At 60.2% G+C, this 19,656-nt stretch carries 18 protein-coding genes and 1 riboswitch; of the genes, 14 read left to right on the top strand and 4 right to left on the bottom strand.

Features of this window, described 5'->3' with window-relative positions:
• On the top strand, window positions 1–758 hold a 758-nt coding region (locus AO057_RS18520), incomplete at its 5' end, for a plasmid recombination protein (protein ID WP_205630038.1).
• A gap of 220 nt (window positions 759–978) precedes the next feature.
• Here the strand turns inward: AO057_RS18520 and AO057_RS14665 are convergent.
• The 3 genes from AO057_RS14665 to AO057_RS17870 form a co-directional block, all read right to left on the bottom strand.
• On the bottom strand, window positions 979–1,407 hold the full coding sequence (locus tag AO057_RS14665) for a DUF3293 domain-containing protein (protein WP_057676649.1): 429 nt from the start codon (window positions 1,405–1,407) through the stop codon (window positions 979–981).
• A 34-nt stretch (window positions 1,408–1,441) separates the two neighbouring features.
• Window positions 1,442–1,954, bottom strand: a complete 513-nt coding sequence (locus AO057_RS14660; RefSeq protein WP_156404565.1) for a hypothetical protein — start codon at window positions 1,952–1,954, stop codon at window positions 1,442–1,444.
• Window positions 1,955–2,021: 67 nt separating this feature from the next.
• The gene (locus tag AO057_RS17870) at window positions 2,022–2,978 is read right to left on the bottom strand and encodes a hypothetical protein (RefSeq protein WP_156404564.1); all 957 of its coding nucleotides are present in this window, start codon (window positions 2,976–2,978) and stop codon (window positions 2,022–2,024) included.
• A gap of 321 nt (window positions 2,979–3,299) precedes the next feature.
• Here AO057_RS17870 and AO057_RS14650 point away from each other — a divergent pair, with 321 nt between their 5' ends.
• The 7 genes from AO057_RS14650 to AO057_RS17860 all read left to right on the top strand — a co-directional run bounded on the left by AO057_RS14650 (window position 3,300) and on the right by AO057_RS17860 (window position 13,011).
• Window positions 3,300–6,566, top strand: coding sequence for a site-specific DNA-methyltransferase (locus AO057_RS14650; RefSeq protein ID WP_057676646.1), 3,267 nt, complete (start codon window positions 3,300–3,302; stop codon window positions 6,564–6,566).
• 11 nt (window positions 6,567–6,577) lie between these two features.
• Window positions 6,578–9,382 (top strand): BPTD_3080 family restriction endonuclease, encoded by a 2,805-nt coding sequence (locus AO057_RS14645; protein ID WP_057676645.1) that lies wholly within the window; start codon window positions 6,578–6,580, stop codon window positions 9,380–9,382.
• 392 nt (window positions 9,383–9,774) lie between these two features.
• A riboswitch (SAM riboswitch) is annotated at window positions 9,775–9,854 on the top strand.
• 329 nt (window positions 9,855–10,183) lie between these two features.
• Window positions 10,184–10,393 carry a hypothetical protein gene (locus AO057_RS14640; RefSeq protein ID WP_057676644.1) on the top strand — a complete coding sequence of 70 codons (210 nt, stop codon included), beginning with the start codon at window positions 10,184–10,186 and terminating at the stop codon, window positions 10,391–10,393.
• Between the two features lie 10 nt (window positions 10,394–10,403).
• The gene (locus tag AO057_RS14635; protein ID WP_057676643.1) at window positions 10,404–11,294 is read left to right on the top strand and encodes an arginase family protein; all 891 of its coding nucleotides are present in this window, start codon (window positions 10,404–10,406) and stop codon (window positions 11,292–11,294) included.
• Entirely contained in the window at window positions 11,291–11,482 is a 192-nt protein-coding gene (locus AO057_RS14630) for a hypothetical protein (RefSeq protein ID WP_057676642.1), read from the top strand. The genes AO057_RS14635 and AO057_RS14630 overlap by 4 nt, the downstream gene beginning before the upstream one ends.
• Window positions 11,483–11,505: 23 nt before the next feature.
• A complete protein-coding gene (locus AO057_RS17865) occupies window positions 11,506–11,943 on the top strand; it encodes a hypothetical protein (RefSeq protein ID WP_156404563.1) in 438 nt (145 codons plus the stop codon).
• Between the two features lie 528 nt (window positions 11,944–12,471).
• Entirely contained in the window at window positions 12,472–13,011 is a 540-nt protein-coding gene (locus tag AO057_RS17860) for a hypothetical protein (RefSeq protein WP_156404562.1), read from the top strand.
• A 210-nt stretch (window positions 13,012–13,221) separates the two neighbouring features.
• Here the strand turns inward: AO057_RS17860 and AO057_RS14625 are convergent, their stop codons facing one another.
• Window positions 13,222–13,953: a hypothetical protein gene (locus AO057_RS14625; protein ID WP_156404561.1), complete on the bottom strand. Its 732-nt coding sequence runs from the start codon at window positions 13,951–13,953 to the stop codon at window positions 13,222–13,224.
• A 221-nt stretch (window positions 13,954–14,174) separates the two neighbouring features.
• Here AO057_RS14625 and AO057_RS14620 point away from each other — a divergent pair, with 221 nt between their 5' ends.
• The 6 genes from AO057_RS14620 to AO057_RS14595 all read left to right on the top strand — a co-directional run bounded on the left by AO057_RS14620 (window position 14,175) and on the right by AO057_RS14595 (window position 19,468).
• Window positions 14,175–14,897: a 16S rRNA pseudouridine(516) synthase gene (locus tag AO057_RS14620; protein WP_057676640.1), complete on the top strand. Its 723-nt coding sequence runs from the start codon at window positions 14,175–14,177 to the stop codon at window positions 14,895–14,897.
• Between the two features lie 97 nt (window positions 14,898–14,994).
• Complete coding sequence (locus tag AO057_RS14615; protein ID WP_057676639.1) at window positions 14,995–15,978, top strand: YVTN family beta-propeller repeat protein; 984 nt, start codon at window positions 14,995–14,997, stop codon at window positions 15,976–15,978.
• Entirely contained in the window at window positions 15,962–16,783 is an 822-nt protein-coding gene (locus AO057_RS14610; protein WP_057676638.1) for a polysaccharide deacetylase family protein, read from the top strand. The genes AO057_RS14615 and AO057_RS14610 overlap by 17 nt, the downstream gene beginning before the upstream one ends.
• A 7-nt stretch (window positions 16,784–16,790) precedes the next feature.
• Window positions 16,791–17,744 (top strand): sterol desaturase family protein, encoded by a 954-nt coding sequence (locus AO057_RS14605; protein WP_057676637.1) that lies wholly within the window; start codon window positions 16,791–16,793, stop codon window positions 17,742–17,744.
• Between the two features lie 37 nt (window positions 17,745–17,781).
• Window positions 17,782–18,642: an EI24 domain-containing protein gene (locus tag AO057_RS14600; RefSeq protein WP_057676636.1), complete on the top strand. Its 861-nt coding sequence runs from the start codon at window positions 17,782–17,784 to the stop codon at window positions 18,640–18,642.
• Window positions 18,635–19,468 (top strand): competence/damage-inducible protein A, encoded by an 834-nt coding sequence (locus AO057_RS14595; RefSeq protein WP_057676635.1) that lies wholly within the window; start codon window positions 18,635–18,637, stop codon window positions 19,466–19,468. Before AO057_RS14600 ends, AO057_RS14595 begins: the two co-directional genes overlap by 8 nt.
• The last annotated feature ends 188 nt before the right edge of the window (window positions 19,469–19,656 follow it).

The following is a 19,656-nucleotide window of genomic DNA, read 5'->3' as shown; positions in this document are numbered from 1 at the left end:
GGCCCCCCCCCCGACACAACCTCCGCGAGGAGCAGGAGGAGCGTGGCGGCAGGTCGCATATCGACCTGAGCCGGACTGACCTGAACGTAGTCATTGCTGGGCCAGCCGACGCTCAGGGCGTCGTGGTGCTGGCACGTGAGCGCATGGCGCAGGCGGGTGTGGATGCCACCAAGTTACGGCGTGACCATGTGCAGGCCATCGAGTTGATGTTCAGTCTGCCGGCCTGTACCCGGCTAGACGACGCGCCCTACTTCCTTGCATGCAGGGACTGGTCAGCCCTGCGCTTCGGTGAGGCTAACCTCCTGAGCGCAGTCATTCACCGTGACGAGTCAGCACCGCACTGCCATGTACTGGTGCTACCACTGAAGGGGGGGCGGATGGCCGGGGGTGAGCTAAAGCGAGCGCCTGCCATGGCGGAGCTTCGGGCGTCTTTCTTTGGGGAAGTAGCAGAGGTCTTCGGATTGAGTCGGGGCCAGGAGCGCATGACGGCGGCTCAGCGCCGCGCGACTGCAGACGCGGTGCTGGCTAGGTTGAACGCTGACAGAGATCCTTGCACGCGGAGCCCTGCATGGCAGGCCATCCGCGACTCTGTCGAGGCAAATCCAGCCCCGTATGCGACAGCCCTGGGGCTAGAAATAGACCTGCCGACACAGATCGGCAAGCGGGCACGTACGATGGTCCAGATATTCACCAGCACAGGTCGGGGGCCACAGCGTGAATTGGGGAGTCCTAAATTAAAGGCTATAGCCTTTGAATGAAGGATTGCATGCCACATGGACCCGAAGGCTATCCTGTGTAGCCTTTGCCGTTCCGCACGCTCAATCCTCATCGTGTTTATACGTGAGGCAGGTATCCAGGTTACCAACCTGGTTTCCACATAATCCACGTTTTTTGAGCGCGACCGCTCAAGCGGTACGCAGCATGGGTACGCAGGGATGAAGGGGTTTTCAGCCGTCTTGATCGACGACGGCGCGTCAATCAACGCAGCAGTATCAAGTGGGGCACGGCATCCTCTCCGCACCACACTAACGCGTTCTGCCGGTACTGCGTGCCCATCACCTTGGCCTCATCCAGCGCCCGCCCCAGGATCAGGTAGCTGGGTTCGCCCGGGCACTGGCCCTGGCTGTCCTGGCCGATGCCCGGGATGAAGGTCAGGCCTAGCCTGGTTAGTTCGCGTGCGAGTTTGTGCTGAAACGCAAGATTTTCGACATCGTCCACGGCCTCGCTGTGGGGGTTGCAGGCGGTGAGAAAAGTGGCGCAGGTGCTGCCATGTTGGCGGTACAACTGGGCCAGCTGGGGGCTGGCTACGCCAATCTTCAGAACGAAGGGGCGGTGGTCGTGCACCTGGTAGTCGGTCTCCAGGTACGCCTGCTGCAGAGCCGGCCCGATACGAGTCTTGGCGTTCAAATATTCTTGAGCCAGATGTGAAGGTGGTTTCAATCTAGCGCTGGTCTGGCTGATGCAGCTTCTCGCCTAAGTAGTAGAGACCCCAGAAGCTCGCGGCAATCATTTGCCAGAAGATCGTCAAGTACGCGAAGAGAAAAGCATATTTGGCATGCGAGTGAAATTCGTAGGGGATAAGACTTTTCGCGGCTTCAGCTGTGACAAGACCAAGTATCGCAATCACGGTTAGCAAGATGCTCTCCGCCGTCAAGAATGCGAACATCGTGCACAAAAAACGTCTTCGCGTCAGCTTGATCAGTATCGTTTTCCCTTGAATAACGACGTCAATGCTAGGCGTAGGCTCAGGCATATGCCGGTCAATGTCAGTTCGGTTAAACGTGGCAATTGCTGCCAAGGCCGCGATGTAAAAGCCTGGCAAATTTTGTACAAAGCCAAGAATTTTCGCCACGATTCCACTGTCACCCAGAATTGGCACGGTCCCATGGTGATTCATCCAAGCGATAGCGCCCGTCGAAATTGTCGCAACTAAAAGCGGAATGAGCCAGTCCACTTGCCACTTTGCGTGATGCTCGATCCTTAGGTAGGCGAATGGCCTGAGTAAGTGCTGCAGCATATTGCTAGCGAGCCAAGTAAAGCATCTTCTTGATGATTTCATCATGAAGAGATGCATAAGACGACTCTAGGAGCTGCTCAAAGTTTGTCAGCAAGTCCCGCTTAACGTAGTTCTCGGCGACACCAACATCAGGGTCAATAGTTACAGTTCGCTCATTCGAGCTATCCGGTTCTTTGAACCGAATTTTGGCCAGACTGAAGTCTTTACTCTTTCCTTTGACAAAGTTCAACACATGCGTTGCAACGTCAGCTGGTCGAAGAGCGGTGGGACTAACCTTCAATACGATGCTGGCTTTATCTTCTACAAGATAGCCGGTGGTGTCGAAATCGTTACGTGTTTTTTTGTTTGTTATCAGCTCCACTGTCCTCATTTCACCGCGATTGAGATCTTCAACAAAAGTCGGAGATAGGTGTCCATCCAACTCGGCTCCATAAAAAACGGAATACTTCAGAGGCAAACCATCTGAGTCGAGACTTCCGTCAGGATGAATTTGCTGGAAATCTTTCGGGGAAATATCCTTCGCCAATCGAAGAACCCGTCGGAATAGGTCCGCAATAACGATGGCATTCAACCCTGGACACTGCTCTACAAGCATCAACGCGGGACTGGCAGTGTCCTGAGGGAATTTGATAACCACGTGGCTGGAGAAATCTTGCCCTTCATCAGATCTCTTTCTGGCAACGCGGCGGCTACTTTTGGTTGGAACCGAGAACACGGGATCTGCCAAGGACTTATCTGATTTGTTGATAAGAATCTTGACCGTGTTTCCATGGCGTTGCCAGTCCGAAATGTAAATCGTCTGAGACCCGCGAGCCCTTCGCATTGCACGATGCTCCTTGGGAACCAGTTCCATCAGTGAGATGGCTTTCTTCACAGAAATCGGCGCAGGCCCATCAAACGTTCGTGAACTGGCTGTGATTTTCAAGTCGTAATACAAGACGACTCGTTCGGTTTTTTTCATCAACTTTTATACTCCCCGATTTTTATAAGGCGCGCCTAACTGCATCAATGCTAGGCATGCGTCCACTACTTCAATAAATGATAGGGGCTCGGCCCGCCGCTGTAAACCAAAACTTGTGTTTCATCATGCGGCCACATGATTCCCGAAATCGCTTCAGGGAAGCTTCCCTAATCCAAACTCCATCTGATGGGTAGCATCGAGCTGCCAATGCCAACGAAGGTCAGTGCGATCATGGCTTCAAGAGAGGCGTTCAAGTTCGTGTAATCTCATGGGTAGAACACGAACAAGGAGGCGCCAGTGGCGACAAATCGACAGCAGCGTTTGCAGACCATCCTTCTGCAACTACTCCCCACCGATCATTCCGCCGTTGGCAACCAGGCTCTCTGGACCGAATTTCAGGCAGCAGCCCGGAAGCGGGGGGAGAAGACCGTCTCGGAGGATGACTTCTCCGCAGCCCGCGAAGCTCTGGTCGAAGCCGGTCAGGCCATTAAAGGCAAAGGCCGTGGTGGATCGACCGCCCGCGCGGCCAGCCAGACGCCGGAGTTTGAACTCAAGGCTGAGTCCGTCGCGCCCGACATGCTGCTCGGCGAAGCTGCCAAGAAAGCCGCAGCGAAGCCGCGCCAGGCCAAGACCAGCGGCCCGGCCGTGCCGGGGGAACCGCAGGTACTCAGCTACCGCCATGACGCAAGGCGCAAGAACAACCCGGAGGTTGGCCTAGTCAACGAGGCCAGCGACCCGGAGCAACCCAAGACCGCTTGGTCCTACGACCCGCACCTGGACCCGGCCTTGCAGTTCGACTCTGCCCGCGCGCAGGCCGAGAAGCTGATCGAGAACGCCCTGGCTGGAGACGACCCCGTTGCCATGCGTCACGCCCTGGAAGAGCTGCGCCGCATGAGCAGCCCTTACCTGCAATGGACCGGCAAGGCCGAGCGCACTACCTTCGAGGTGGACACTGTCAGCCTGCACGTGCATGAGCGCATCGACGCCATGAGCATCCTCTCCGCCGTCAGCAAGCGCCAGGGAAAAAAGGGCGAGAAGGCTTCCTCCGCAGGCATCCAACCCAGCCTGTTTGATGCTCCGTTCGAGAGCGTCCCCCTGCGCACTGCGCTGGACTTCTACAAGCACGACCGGGGCTGGGCCAACCGCCTGGTGGCGGGTGACAGTCTGCTGGTGATGAACAGCCTGCTGAAAAAGGAGGGCATGGCTGGGCAGGTGCAGATGATCTACATCGACCCACCCTATGGCATCAAGTACGGCAGTAACTTCCAGCCGTTCACGAACAAGCGAGATGTGAAGGATCGTTCGGATGCTGACCTGACCCAAGAGCCGGAGATGATCAAAGCATTCCGCGATACGTGGGAACTAGGTATTCATTCGTATCTCACTTACCTCCGAGATCGCTTGCAGCTTTCTCATTCGCTGCTATCTGAGTCAGGGAGCGTGTTTGTACAAATTGGTGGTGAGAACGTTGACCTTGTGCGCGGCGTAATGGATGAGATTTTTGGTAGAGAGAATCTTGCAAACGTAATTTGCTTTCAAAAGACCACGAGCAGTACAGCCGACTACCTAGGGCAGGTTGTGGATTACTTGGTCTGGTACGCCAAAGACCTCTCAAAGATGAAGTTTCACGAGCCTTTTTACGAAAAGAAACTTGGTGGCGATGCGTTTCAAGCGTATGACAAAGTTTGGCATCCTAACGGGCAGATCACGCGGTTCAGCGGAGACCCTGATGGGCTGCCCAATGGAGCGGAGGTAATCCGTTTCGACAACATTACCTCTCAGTCCTCAGGTAGAGAAAAAGGCGAAGGTGCTGCTAGCTGGTTTCCGGTGGAGATTTCTGGAAAGGTCATACGTCCTTCTGAAAAAGTTCGCTGGAAAACAAATGAAGACGGCATGCGGCGACTTTCGAGGGCTTCAAGATTGCAGGCCGCTCAGGATAGCCTTGGATACGTCCGCCGACTGAGTGACTTTCTGGCCGCCTCATACAACTCGCTTTGGACTGACACCACGACTTCTGGCTCAGGGCTGGATAAGAAGTATGTTGTTGAGACTCTTCCAAAGGTTGTCGAGAGGTGCATGTTGATGACAACAGACCCAGGCGATCTTGTACTTGACCCAACATGCGGCAGTGGAACTACCGCATTTGTTGCAGAAAAGTGGGGGCGTCGCTGGATCACCTGCGACACATCTCGCGTAGCCATCACTTTGGCGAAACAGCGTTTGATGACAGCAAGTTTCGATTACTTTGAGCTTCGCTATCCCCACGAAGGCTTGAAAGGTGGTTTCATCTACAAAACTGTGCCGCATGTGACTCTCAAGTCGATTGCTAATAACTCAGAGATCGACACCATCTACGATCGCATGCATCCGGCCATCGAGTCTGCTCTCGTCGCTCTGAATACGGCCTTGATGAAAGAACCTCCGAGCAAAGCGTTCACAGTTTTAGATGGAGCGCGCAAGGGACAGGAGTTGTCAGTTGGCAAGAAAAGCGTGGTGCTGTCTGAGTGGGAAGTCCCGTTCGATTTCCCCGAGTCTTGGCCTGCCTCGGCGCGTAAGACCTATGACGAATTCTTCACGGTTCGCCAGAGGATGCAAGTTGAGATTGACCGCAGCATCGCAAACAATGCCGACAACGAGACTCTGTACGACAAGCCCGAGATTAGCAAGAACAAGCTGCGCATCACTGGCCCGTTTACCGTGGAGGCCGTGCCCTTCCCAACGGTGCTCTCGCTTGACGATCAAAACGCTCAGGGCACGCAGATGGAGGCCGATGCTGCTGTGGCCCGCAGCGGTGCTACCAGCCGTCAGCACACTTGGCGCGACGAACTGCTGAAGACTGGCATCAGGGGCAAGGGAGGCCAGCAGCTTAAGTTTTCCGAATTGGAGGTGCTGCCAGGAGCGGTCTGCCTACATGCGAGCGGGCACTTGGATAGCGGAGAACGCGTGGTGGTGAGCTTTGGCCCTGAGCACGGAGCACTAGAGCAGCGGCAGGTGGAGCACGCGTTCCGCGAAGCAGAAGAGCTGTTCCCCCGGCCCAAGATGATCGTTTTCTGCGCCTTCACCTTTGATCCTGAGGCGGCCAAGGATATTGACGCCGTCAAGGGCATCACCGCCCTCAAGGCGCAGATGAACACTGACCTGCTGACGGAAGACCTGAAGAAGGCCCGCTCCAGCAACCAGAGTTTCTGGCTCATGGGTCAACCGGACGTGGACTTGCACCCGACCAAGGACGGCAAGTGGCTGGTGGAGGTCAACGGCTTCGATTACTTCGACACGGTTAAGGGCGAGCTGGTTTCCGGCGGCAAGGGCAAGATTGCCGCTTGGTCGCTGGACACGGACTATGACGGCCGCAGCTTGTTCCCGCACCAGTTCTTCTTCCCCATGGCGGGCAAGGACGACGGGTGGATGAAGCTGAAGAAGGACATCCGCGCCGAGCTGGATGAAAGTCTGCTCAAGCACTTTACTGGCACGGTCTCCTTGCCCTTCGAGGCTGGTGAGAACCGCACCGTGGCAGTGAAGATCGTGGACGACCGGGGGATTGAGTCGCTCAAGGTGATGAAGCTGGCCGCTTCCGGCGACGCAGCCTGAGGAGGACGCAAATGAGCGCGCCTTCCTCACTCATCATCAACTCGCCGTTTGTTGAGCCGCAACAGTTCTGGGCGGAGAACACTGACCGAACCCTGCGCATCGAGGCGAAGCGTCGCCCGGCTGGCTACGAGATCATCGACACGCGGGAGAACACCCGTCGCCAGGTGCCCATACCCTTGGTGGACGACATACGCCAGCGCGTTGCCGATTGGCGAAGTGCGGGCTGGCCTGGCGCGACGGCTATCACCATAGAGCTGCTGAACTACTGGTGGGACCTTGACCGTGTCTCTGGCCGGCAGTACCCGTTTTACTTCTGCCAGCTCGAAGCCATTGAGACGCTGATCTGGTACACCGAGGCCCAGCCTGAGTACCGTCAGGGCATCGGCGTACAGGGTGACGGCGGCCCGTTCGAGCGGCTGTGCAACAAGATGGCCACCGGCTCGGGCAAGACCACGGTGATGGCCATGATCATCACCTGGCAGGTGCTGAATGCGCTGACCTACCCGAAGTCGCCACGCAAATACTCTTCAGCCGTCTTCTTGGTGGCCCCTGGCCTGACGGTGAAAGACCGCCTGCGCGTGCTGCAACCGGGCGACCCGGCCAATTACTACGATAGCTTTGTGCTTTGCCCTTCGGAGAGCCTGCGCCAGAAGCTCAACCAGGCAGACATCCTGATCGAGAACTGGCACACCTTGATGCCGCTGAAGCAGCAAGCCCGCTCCGTGGTGAAGAAGGGTGCGGAGGGCGACGAAGCCTTCACCCGCCGCGTGCTGGGCAAGCTGGCCACCTATAAAGACATCGTCGTCATCAACGACGAGGCGCACCACGCCTACCGTACGCCGGCAGACGTGAAGATCAGCAAGGCTGAAGCTGACGCCCTTGGCCTAGACCTGGACGAGGCCACACGTTGGGTGGAGGGGCTGGACCGTCTGCACAAGACCCGGCGCATTACCCGCTGCTACGACCTTTCTGCAACCCCCTTCGCCCCGACCGGACGCACGAACACCGAGGCCGGACTGTTCAACTGGGTGGTTTCCGACTTTGGTCTAAACGACGCCATCGAGGCGGGCTTGGTGAAGACACCGCGCGTGGTGGTGCGGGACGATGCGCTGCCGAACGCGCAGACCCTGCGCCCCAAGCTTTATCACATCTACCGCGAGGTGGAGGTGGCCGAAGACCTGAACCGCCGTGGCGCGGAGCCTCACGAACCCCTGCCAGCCCTGGTGCAACAGGCTTACACGTTGCTCGGTGCCGACTGGCGTGAGACGGCTAGGGAGTGGCGCGATGCGGGGCACGCATCACCGCCCGTTCTGCTGACCGTGTGCAACCGCACAGAGACGGCCGCCCGCGTGGAGCATTACTTCACCACCGGCAAAGCGCATTGGCCCGAGCTGCATAACCCGGCCAGGACTCTCCGCGTGGATTCCAGGGTGCTGGAGAAGGCTGAGATCGGCGAGACAGCAGCCTCCGACAAGGACTATGACCAGCGCCTGCGCAGCATTGTGGAGGCCGCCAGCATTCCTGCCGAACGCAAGGAGCGCCTGGACGGCCTGAAGAAAGAAGAACTACTGCGCGAGCTGGTTGACACGGTGGGCAAGCGCGGCCAGCCGGGCCAGGAGTTGCAGAACGTCATCTCCGTGGCGATGCTCTCCGAAGGTTGGGACGCCAAGAACGTGACGCATATCATGGGCTTGCGTGCCTTCACCAGCCAGTTGCTGTGCGAGCAGGTCATCGGCCGGGGCCTGCGCCGCGTGTCCTACGACATGGACGCGAACGGCTTATACCTGCCCGAGTTCGTCAACGTGTTCGGAGTACCACTGTCGATTGCTTTGCAGCCCGGAGAAGGTGGCACCAGCCCTCCGCCACCCAAGCCGAGCACCCAGATCGAATCGCTCTCCGCCCGAAACGTCTACGAGATCAAGTGGCCCAACATCCTGCGCGTGGACCAGGTGGTTCGGCCGCAGCTTGTGGTGGAGTGGAGCAAGGTCCAGCCCTTGACCATCGACCCGGCCACCATTGCCCTGAATGCCGACATCGCGCCTGCCCTGGGTGGTGCGGCTGACTGGAGCCAGGTGCGCAACATCGACCTGGAGAAGCTGCCCGAAGAGTTCCGGATGCAGCGCATGGTGTTCAAGGCTGCGCAGCGGGCCTATGAGCGGCTCCAAGACCAGTTCAAGGGCCAGCGCGAGTACCTGCTGTTTCAGTTGGTCAAGCTCGTCGAGCAATTCCTGACCTCAGACAAGATCGTCATCCCCTCGCTGTTCCATCAAGAGCCGCTACGCAAGCGTATCCTGCTCTCGCTGCACATCGACCAGATCACGCAGCACCTCATGCAGTACGTGATCGAGCAGAACACTGCCCGGCTTGAGCCGGTGTTTGACGGCGAGCGCCCCATCGGTTCGACGCGCGACATGCGGACCTGGTACACGACCAAGGTGACGGAGCCGACTCAGCACTGCCAGATCAGCCACATCGTGGTGGACAGCAGTTGGGAAAAGTACGCAGCCAACATTGTGGAAGCTCACCCCAAGGTGGCTGCTTGGGTGAAGAACGACCACCTCGGCTTCAACATCTTCTACCTGTGGAACGGCTCGAAGCGCAAGTACATCCCGGACTTCCTCATCCGCTACTCCTCCGGCAAGAACCTGGTGCTGGAGATCAAGGGCGTGGACTCGCCACAGGATCAGGCCAAGCGGGCTGCGCTTGACCTTTGGGTCAAAGCCGTCAACGCGCATGGCGGCTTTGGAACCTGGGCTTGGGATGTAGTGGTGGGCGAAGCTGCAGGAATGCGTGATGCAGTGGAGAGGCATGTCTGAACCTTGGCTTGCGCAGTTCAATAGAGATGGCTCTGGGCTGCTGCCGGCTTCAAAGACGCTTTCTAAGCGTCATAAACGGCCAGGGGTTCACTCTGACCTGCTCCAGATTGCCGCTCGCGTGTCAGACTCGAATTTGACGTCTATGACGCAGCGTCATATTATTCGAGCGTTATCTGCCTGCGCGTAGTCCGTCCTACGCGGGTCGCCTCTGCGATTTGGGTTTGGATGCGCCTTCGAGCGAACCAGTGGGGATTGTTCCCAGTCCAGCAATGGCCTTGCGGTAGATAACACCTTGCTTCTATGACTCTTTGGTAATCGGGTCCGGGTCGCCCGGCGGTCTAAGCGCAACGACCTGCAGCGCCGCCTATTGACGGTGCAGAACCATGCGGTTATAGTTTTCTTGTGCCGATTTGATTTATTCAGCTTGCGGGCACGTTAAACATGCAGCTAAAGTGAACTACCCACTTGAGCTGCTGCGCAAGTGGGTTTTTTGTTTTCTGGCCTGGTAACAGGCCGTCGCCGGATTTGATCGACAAATTGCCGGGGCGACTCATAAATGCTGGCTAAAGAGGCGGCTCTCCGAACTGTCGGAAGCCACTTTCGATAGTGACCTTTGGAGAGACTTTGATGAGTTTGCGAACGCGAAACAGCCGACAGACCTGAGCGGCTTCCCACAACTTTATTTGACATCACCCTGCATATGCGGCGGGGCTGGCACAACTGCGTCTACATGCAACTGTGCGAGCTTCGCCGTGGCTGGGGATGCCGGGAAACGTTCTGCAACCCATCAAGGAGAAAGTCATGGCAAAGATCATCAGCACCGACAGCTACGTGCTGCACGCTGAAATCACCCCCACCGAGGTGCCCGCCGGCCACTACAGCGTCGAGCTGCTCAGCCAGGTGCTCACCGCCAGGAACCCGAATGAGCGACGGCGGCTGGTGCAGTTCACCTGCGATAAGAGCGGGCTGAATGCGATGGCCGATCTGATTGCTTCTGCAATCAAGCAGTGAAGGGGCACGCATGATCGGCCCCATCTTCTACGACTCCAGGCAGTCTGTGCCGAGCGTCGACTCTTTCTCGAAGTCTGCCGGCAAGCCAGCGCGCTTCATGGAGTTGATGCTGCACCATTACCGTCCGCTGGGCGTCGAGCCCTTCAAGCCCGTCACCCGCGACGACCTGTGCCTCGCACACGACCCGGCCCACGTAGATGCCGTATTCGACGGCCGCACGCCCAACGGCTTCGGCAACAACGACCCGCGCGTGGCCGATGCTTGCCTGTGGACCGTAGGCTCGCTCGTGGCTGCCACCCTGGCCGCGCCTCTGCACCCGCAGGCCGTGTGCTCGCCCACCTCGGGCTTCCACCACGCTGGCTATGCTTTTAGCGAGGGCTACTGCACCTTCAACGGCCTGGCCGTGGCCGCTGCCAAGTTCATCCAGGCCAACCCCGGCGCCACCGTCGGCATCCTGGACTGCGACTTCCACTACGGCAACGGCACCACCGACATCCTGGCGCACAACAAGGCGCTGGCCGCGCACGTGGTGCACCACACCGCCGGCCAATACTTTTGCCCCGAAGGGCAGGCCATCGAGTTCTTCCACTGGCTGGGCGAGGCCATCGACGATCTGAACGAGCAAGGCTGCGACGTGGTGATCTACCAGGCCGGGGCTGACATGCATATCGACGACCCGCTGGGCGGCCTGCTCACCACCGCCGAGATGCGCCAGCGTGACCGCGAGGTCATGCGCAAGGTGCGCGCCCCATTGGTGTGGAACCTGGCCGGCGGCTACCAGCCCACCCAGGGCGACACCATCTTCGACGACCCTGTGCTGCAGCTGCACTGCGCCACCATGGGCGAGGCCAACGCATCCGACGGCATCCGAGATAAGTTCTTCAAGGAGAGAAACGCATGAGCATCACAGCAATCGACGACGAGCAGCCACTGCGCCAGCAGTTCCATGAATGGCTGCTGGGGCAGGGCTTCGCACAGCAAGAAAGGCCTCCAGCTGGAAAGTCCTATCGGGGGTCGCATATTGAGATGCTGTGGCAGTGCTATCTGCACGCGACCTTGGCTGAGCGAGCCAAGAGTGCACACGAATAGTTCTATTACACAGAGGGATGAATATGAAAACGTTATCTGCAAGCAAGAGCGAACTGGCAAGAGTTGCCATCTTCGCAGCTCTTGGCGCAGCATTCGCTGTGCAAGTCTTTGCTGAGAGTGCGCCCATGACGCCGGATCAGCTGTCCCGATACATGGAGCCATATGTTGCCGAGGTCAATAAAGTCTTGCCCCGGATGCAGGGAGAGGGGCTGCGGCAGGAAAAGGTTCTCGCTAGACCGGGTGGCGTGCTCGTTATGAACTATACGGTGCTGCACCCAGTAAGCCAGGAGATGCTTACGCATATCAACTCGCAAGGGCGTACAGACGCCGTTCGGTCTCTATGCGGAAGTACCAGGGCGCGCTCCTTGCTTGAAGCGGGCGCCGTTATTCGTTACGGCCTCTATAGCTCGGCAGGCGGCCGACTGACATCAATCGACGTGAAGCGAGAGCATTGCCGTTGAGGCGTGTTCGACTAGAAAAACACATCCTTGTAAGGAGTTCATATGAGAGTTCTTGGCTATGTACTGCTGGCTCTGAGTGGAGCAGCTATGCTGCTGGCGTTTTCCGTTTTGCAGAAGACTGTCGCGCCGTCTATCGGGAGCTACATAGGAGCATTTGCTATACCGGGACTTCTGGCTTGGTGGGCTGTCAAGCTCTTGAAAGCCCCTCCCAGGGCCGTTGTAGCAGAGGATCAGCCGACACCTGAAACGCACGTTCGTTGTCCAGAGTGCCGGGAACTCGTGCGGGCTGACGCCAGGCTTTGCAAGCATTGCCATACCAAGCTGGTGCCAGACAAGTCCTAGCTTGGGGCTTCTGGTCGCATTGCGTGTGCCCTCGACCTGGATGTAACGACTGATCCGTTACAGAAAAGTGAATCGGCCGTTACACCGCGGCCGACCGGATCAAGTGGGGCAGAGATCGAAAGCTGTGCAGGAGATTTGGCTTGCCTGTGTGAAGGGCGGTCACCACTGACCTAAATGCGAACGGAAATGAATACTCTCAAGCACTCATCGCTGGATGCATGGCCTGAAGTGGACAAACTCCGGTTTTCCGATTTCTGGTTCTTGCGTCATGCCGAGGATGTATTTGAGCGACCGGGTTCACGGTTCAATACATTTCCAGTCGTGATTTCTGCCGCTCAGCTTGCCGGGGTATTGGCCAGCTTGATCAAGTCGGTCAGTAGTGCAGATGCGCTGATAGCCGAACTGCAGAGCAAGTCGTGGAGTTTGGTCGCCGACGGGCTAAAGAGACGACGAGATGAACTGGCTGTGATCGAGGCAGCTAAGACCTCGTGCAAGGAGCATGTAGACGGGATACTGGTCGATGTGATGGTTGCCTATTACCAAAGCTGGCTCGTACGCCGGGGCCATGAATTTGCAACTCAACACGACCGAGTTTATTGGTGCTGTCGCGACTATCTTTCGATGATCAATAACGATGCTGCCAGAGCTGGTGATGAAGACTTCCCGTTAAGGCATCGCCACTATGCGGCTCAAAGTCTGGCCGCGATGCTGCGCAGACACTGTTGAGATGTGACGCCATGCCCCGTTTACGTGGGAGCTTGGGGTTGTAGAACCATTGTGGGGGTACAAATGGGGGTGTAAAGATTTTCTTGAACTTGGAAAGTCTTTTTAAAACAAAGAACTACGACGATGATTCAGTAGACCCCAGCCCACCAAACACAAAACCCCGGCCGGTGACGGTCGGGGTTTTTTCATGCCCGGCCGGGCCGGGGGTGTTCAGCGGCCTTCCGTGAGTTCGCCGGACCGGCTGTCCAGCGGGGCGACGAAGGAGTCGTGCTTCCAGGTGGTGGAGAGCTGGCTATCGTAGGCGTCGTGGCTGTGCGGGTCGGCGGACATCAGGGCTTCCAGCCGCGCGAAGTCGCTGGCCGTCGGCTGGTTGTTGCGCTGCCGGATCAGCGCCGCCTTGAGGTTGGCGCGTGTCTGGTTGAACTCGGTCTCGGTACGTACGCGCTCCAATTCCTCTTTCATCACGGCTTGTTCGCCGAGGAAGGCGGCGCGGATCGTGCTGACGCTGGGCAGGTGCTCGGGATCGACCACCCAGTAGCGAACGTTGCATTGGGAGAGCAGGGTGTGCTTGAGGGTCTGGTTGCTCAGCGACAGGCCCTGCGGACCCGGTACATCGACACAGCCGACCACCTGGCCATCGTTGTTGCAGACGGTGAAGGTGCAATAGACGCCACCGAGGATCTGGAACCAGTGCTGGCCTTCTTCGCGGACCTGCGGCATGGTGAAGCGCGTGACCGGCAGCTTGACCATGACGTGATGGTCCTGGAAGGCGCGCAGCATCCAGCGCCAGACGAGCCGCTCCCGGCTGTTCACCATGGCTCGCACGACCAGAGGCCATTTGCGCGGGATGCGTCGCTTGGACTGCTCCTGCTTTTTCAGGCGAATGGCATAGGCGTACGCACCCAGTGCGCCGCTCACGGCCATCAGTCCTGCGACTATCATCCACCCTGTGTACCCGTTCATATGCGAAGGTATCGTTGTTTGCTAAAAGTGTAAGGTCTACGGTCGCTATCCTGAACCGGATAAGCGAAGTTGGAGCAAGTTAGAGGGGCTTTGGGCTGCACTTTTGCACGAAATCGGGCCCTGATTGCAGAGTCAGCGTGCTGATTCGCTACAGTTTTTGAATTCCACGGCCGTGCCAGCCGTGCCCTTGAGACCTTTTCATGCAGTTGCAGGACATTCTTTACGCCCAGGGTTTTGGCACGCGCCGGGTTTGTGCCGGTCTGATCCAGCAGGGGCATGTGGCCGTTCATGAGACCGTGTGCCTCGATGCCACGGCCGAGTTCGATGACGAAGGCCTGCGCTTGCGCGTGCAGGGGCTGGAATGGGTCTGCCACCGGCGCGCCTGCATCATGCTGAACAAGCCGGCCGGCATCGAATGCTCGCAAAAGCCTTCGGCATGGCCCAGCGTCTATACCTTGCTGCCCGCGCCGCTGCGCCAGCGCCCCAACAAGAGCGCAGTGCAGGGGGTGCAGGCCATCGGCCGGCTGGACCAGGACACCACAGGCCTGCTGCTGCTGACTGATGACGGCCAGCTCATTCACCGCCTGGCCTCGCCGCGCCATGCGGTGCCCAAGGTCTACGAGGTCACGCTCAAGCACCCGGCGGGCGAGCGTGAGCTGCAGCAGCTGTTGGCGGGGGTGGTGCTGGACGACGATCCCCGTCCGGTGCGCGCGGCCGCCTGCGAACTCACGGACCCGCAGTATCTGCGGCTGACGCTGACGGGCGGCAAGTACCATCAGGTCAAGCGTATGGTGGCTGCCGTGGGCAACCGGGTCGAGGCCTTGCACCGTTCGCAGATCGGCGGCCTCAAGTTGCCGGCGGACCTGGCCCCGGGCCAGTGGCGCTGGCTCGAAGCGGCGGACCTGGCGCTGATCCAGTCCTGAGGCCGGCCCTGCCCGGGGCTTGATGTGGCTCAAACCCTGGCCACGGGCGGCCGGACCGCGGCCGCTACACTTGCAGCTCCATAGTCGCGAGTGTTCCATGCCGAAGTTTCTCCCCCGTGTCCTCGTCCTCTGGCTGGCCCTGACGGCCGGCTGGTCCGTGGCGCAGCCGCTGCCGGCACCCATTTTTGTGCTCAACTCCAAGGACGCCGATGTCAGCGTGATCGACCCGGTGAGCTGGAAGGTCATCAAGCGCTTTGCCACCGGCAAGGAACCGCACCACCTCTATCTGACACCCGACGAGAAGTCGCTGATCATCGCCAATGCCTTCAGTGACTCGCTGACCTTTGTCGATCCGCGTACGGCCGAGGTGCAACGCACCGTGCGCGGCATTCTCGACCCCTACCAGTTGCGTTTCTCCCCCGACATGCAGTGGTTCGTGACGGCGGCCAACCGGCTCAACCACGTCGACATCTACCGCTGGGATGGTCGCGATCTGGCACTGGCCAAGCGCATTCCCACCGGCAAGACGCCCAGCCATATCTGGATCGACAGCAAGAGCACCACGGCCTACGTGACCATGCAGGACAGCGACGAGCTGGTGGCCATCGACCTGCCGCAGCAGGTGCTCAAGTGGCGGATCAAGACCGGCCCGCTGCCGGCCGACGTGTTCGGCACGCCGGATGACCGTTTCCTGCTCGTCGGCCTGACGGGGGGCGAGGGCGTGGAGGTCTACGACCTAGCCATGCCCGTGCCGGCCGCCGTGCAGCTGATCCCGACCGGCAAGGGGGCACACGCCTTTCGCGCCGTGGGCGACCGGCGCCACGTGCTGGTGAGCAACCGTGTGGCCAACACCATCAGCAAGATCGATTACAAGACCATGACCGTGGTCGAGGAGTACCCCGGCCCGAGCGGGCCCGATTGCATGGACCTGACGGCCGATGGCAAGTACATCCTGCTGGCTTCGCGCTGGGCCGGCAAGCTCAGTGTCATCGACACCGGCACGCGCCAGGTGGTGCGCCAGATCCGGGTCGGCAAATCGCCCCACGGGGTCTGGACCCTGGACCATGCGCCGCGCCAGTAGCCGCATCGTTTTCCTCGTGCTGGCGCTGCTGGCACTGCCGGCCTCGGCCAACGGCCCTGCGACCGCCCCTTGCAGCAAACCGGTCTACCTGACCTTCGATACCGGCCACATGGGCGTAGCCGACCGGATTGCGGAGGTATTGCAACGTCAGCAGGTGCGCGTCACCTTCTTCGCAGCCGATGAGCGCACCCAGGTGGGCGATGGCAGTCTGGGCACGCACTGGGCTGCCTGGTGGCGCGCACGCGCCGCCGAAGGCCACGCCTTCGCCTCCCACACCCTGGACCACAGCTATTGGCGTGCCGATCTGCCGCAGGCCGATGGCAGCGTGAAGTTCCGCGTGCGCGCCTCGGCCGGCCCGCAGCTGGGGCAGGACCAGGTCTGGACGGCCGCGCAATACTGCGCTGCGCTGGACGCCGCGTCCGCCCGCCTGCAGCAGCACACGGGCCAGGCGCCGTTGCCGCTGTTCCGCGCCCCCGGCGGCAAGACCTCGCCGGCGCTGCTGGTAGCCGCACGCCAGTGCGGCTATCGGCACGTGGGCTGGGCGCCCGCCGGTTTCCTGGGGGATGAGCTGCCCAGCGACAAATACCCCAACGACATGTTGCTCAAGAGGGCGCTGCGAGACATCCGCCCCGGCGACGTGCTGGTGGCGCACCTGGGCATCTGGTCGCGCCAGGACCCCTGGGCCCCGGCGGTGCTGGAGCCGCTGATTGCGGGGCTGAAGCAGCAGGGCTTCTGTTTCCGTACCCTGCGCGAGCATCCGGACTATCGGGGCTGGATCGCACAGCGCGAAGCCCGTGGGAAGTGAGCAAGGCATGGAGCATCTGGTGAACGCCTTTGACGCCCTGCAGCAGTGGCTGTTCGAGTTGCTGGTGCAACCCGTGGTGTTTGCCATCGGCCTGGGCAACCGGCTGGAGGACGCCTACAGCGGCACGGGCTGGCTGCTCGTCGGTCTGCTGCAACTGGTGGTCATGCTGGCGGTCATGGCGCCGCTGCAGCGCTGGCGCCCGGTCGAGCCGGTGGCCGATCGGGCGGCCATCCGCACCGACGTGCTCTACACGCTGATTCACCGCCTGGGCCTGTTCCGGCTGGTGCTGTTCTTCACGCTCACGCCGCTGATGGACGACCTCTTCGGCATCTTGCGCGCAGCCGGCCTGCCGACGTTCCACCTGGACGACCTGTGGCCCGGTGTGACAGATCTTCCTTTGGTCAGCCTGCTGATCTATCTGGTCGTGATGGATTTCTTCGACTACTGGCTGCACCGTGGCCAGCATCATTTTGAATGGTGGTGGCGCCTGCATGCGCTGCATCACTCGCAGCGCCAGATGACGATGTGGAGCGACAACCGCAACCACCTGCTCGACGACCTGCTCCGCGACGTGCTGCTGGTCACGCTGGCACAGCTCATCGGCGTGGCGCCGGGGCAGTTCGTGGCCATCGTCGCTTTCACCCAGCTCAGCGAAAGCTTCCAGCACGCCAACCTGCGCCTGTCCTTCGGACGCTGGGGCGAGCGCCTGTGGATCAGCCCGCGCTTTCACCGGGTGCATCACAGCATCGGCATCGGACATGAATCGCCGGGCAAGGTCCTCGGCGGGCACAACTTCGGCGTGCTGCTGCCCTGGTGGGACATGCTGTTCAGGACGGCCAACTTCGAACTGCGTTACGACCCGACCGGCATCCGCGACCAGGTGGAACAGGGACGCGATTACGGGCGCGGCTTCTGGGCGCAGCAATGGCTGGGCTTCAAGCGACTGGTGGGGCGGGCCTGAAACAGGTTTGAAACATGCGCCAAGGTATGCTTGGAACATGACGCTTTTCCTGGACTCCTTCTGGCGCGCACTGGCCTATTGCCTGCAGCCGCGCGTGATCGCCTTGTCCTTCCTGCCCTTGCTGTTGCTCGCGGTCCTGAGCGTGGGCCTGTTCTGGCTGTTCTGGGACCCGGCCGTGCTGGGCCTGCAGGCCTGGCTGTCTGACTGGGCGCTGATGGAAAGCCTGTTCCGCTGGCTCGACAGCGTGGCCATGGGCCATTTGCGCACGGTGCTGGCGCCACTGCTGCTCATCCTGCTGGTCCTGCCGCTGGTGGTCGTGCTGTCCCTGCTGGTGGTGGCCTGGCTGGCCATGCCGGCCATCGTCAGGCTGGTGGCCGAGCGTCGCTTTGCCGCACTGACGCAAAGGCACGGTGGCAGCTTCGCGGGCAGCCTGCTGCAGGGCCTGGGTTCGGCGCTGCTGGCGCTGTTGGCCCTGGTCCTGACCCTGCCGCTGTGGCTGATTCCTCCGCTGGTGATCGTCGTGCCGCCCCTGGTCTGGGGATGGTTGACGTCGCGCGTGATGGTCTACGACGCGCTGGCACAGCATGCCAGCGAGGAGGAACGCGTGGAACTGATGCGCCGTCATCGCTATTGGCTGCTGGCCATCGGCATGTTCAGCGGCTACATGGGGGCGGCGCCGGGGCTGATCTGGGCGGTCGGGGCCATGGCGGTGGTGCTTGCTCCCCTGCTGGTGCCCCTGGCGATCTGGATCTACACCTTCGTCTTCATCTTTGCCTCGCTCTGGTTCACACACTACAGCCTGGCGGCGCTGGCAGCCCTGCGCGCCGAGCCCTTGGCGACAGCCACCCAGCCACCGGGCCTGCAGGACGCCCACACTTCGACCGGATCCCATGTCTGACGCATCCGTCTCCTTCGGCCTGATCATCATCGGTGACGAGATCCTCTCGGGCAAACGTGCGGACAAGCACCTGCCCAAGGTGATCGAGTTGCTGCAGGCACGCGGCCTGCAGCTCGCGCATGCCGACTACGTGGGCGACGACCCGCAGCGCATCACGGCCACACTGGCACGTGCCTTCGCCTCGGGCGGGGTGGTGTTTTCCTGTGGCGGCATCGGTGCCACACCGGATGACCACACGCGACTATGTGCGGCGCGTGCCCTGGGCGTGGACCTCGCGCTGCATCCCCAGGCGGAGCTGCTGATCCGCGAACGCATGCAGGACGTCGCGCGCGAACAGGGCGTGCCCTATGTGCCGGACCGTCCGGACAACATGCACCGCCTCAACATGGGTGTCTTTCCTGTTGGGGCGCAGATCATTCCCAACCCGTACAACAAGATTCCGGGGTTCAGCTGTGCGTCCCCGGGCGGACGGGGTGCCGTGCATTTCGTGCCGGGCTTTCCGGTGATGGCCTGGCCGATGATCGAGTGGGTGCTGGACACGCATTACGCCGGGCTGTTCCGCCGCAACGCCTGGTGCGAACAGTCCGTCATCGTCTACGGGGCCATGGAGGCCACGCTGACGCCGCTGATGGAGGCTATCGAGGCGCGGCATGCCGGCGTCAAGGTCTTCAGCCTGCCCAGCGTCGATCATCCGCAGCATGGCCGGCACATTGAACTGGGGGTCAAGGGCGGCCCCGATCTGACGCCGCCTGCTTATGCGGCGCTGCTTGAAGGCCTGGGCCAGCTGGGCGCCAAGCTTGGCCCTGAATTGGTGCGCAATGGCTGATGACCTAATTTGGTGCATTTTTATTGCACCAAATTAGGTCGTCCGGAGAAAAGTTTCTGCTCTGGTGCGCATCTGATATCTGGAAGGCCCTGAAACTCAGGGCAAAATACCGACTTTGACGCAAGCCGGCGCGAGCGGGATTGGCACAGAAACTGCATTCATGTGCCTGCGTAACTTTTAATCAACCT

The organism is Curvibacter sp. PAE-UM (assembly GCF_001432305.1).
Lineage (GTDB): Bacteria > Pseudomonadota > Gammaproteobacteria > Burkholderiales > Burkholderiaceae_C > Hylemonella.
Note: the sequence above shows the minus strand (reverse complement) of the source record. Positions and strands in the feature narration are given on the sequence as shown.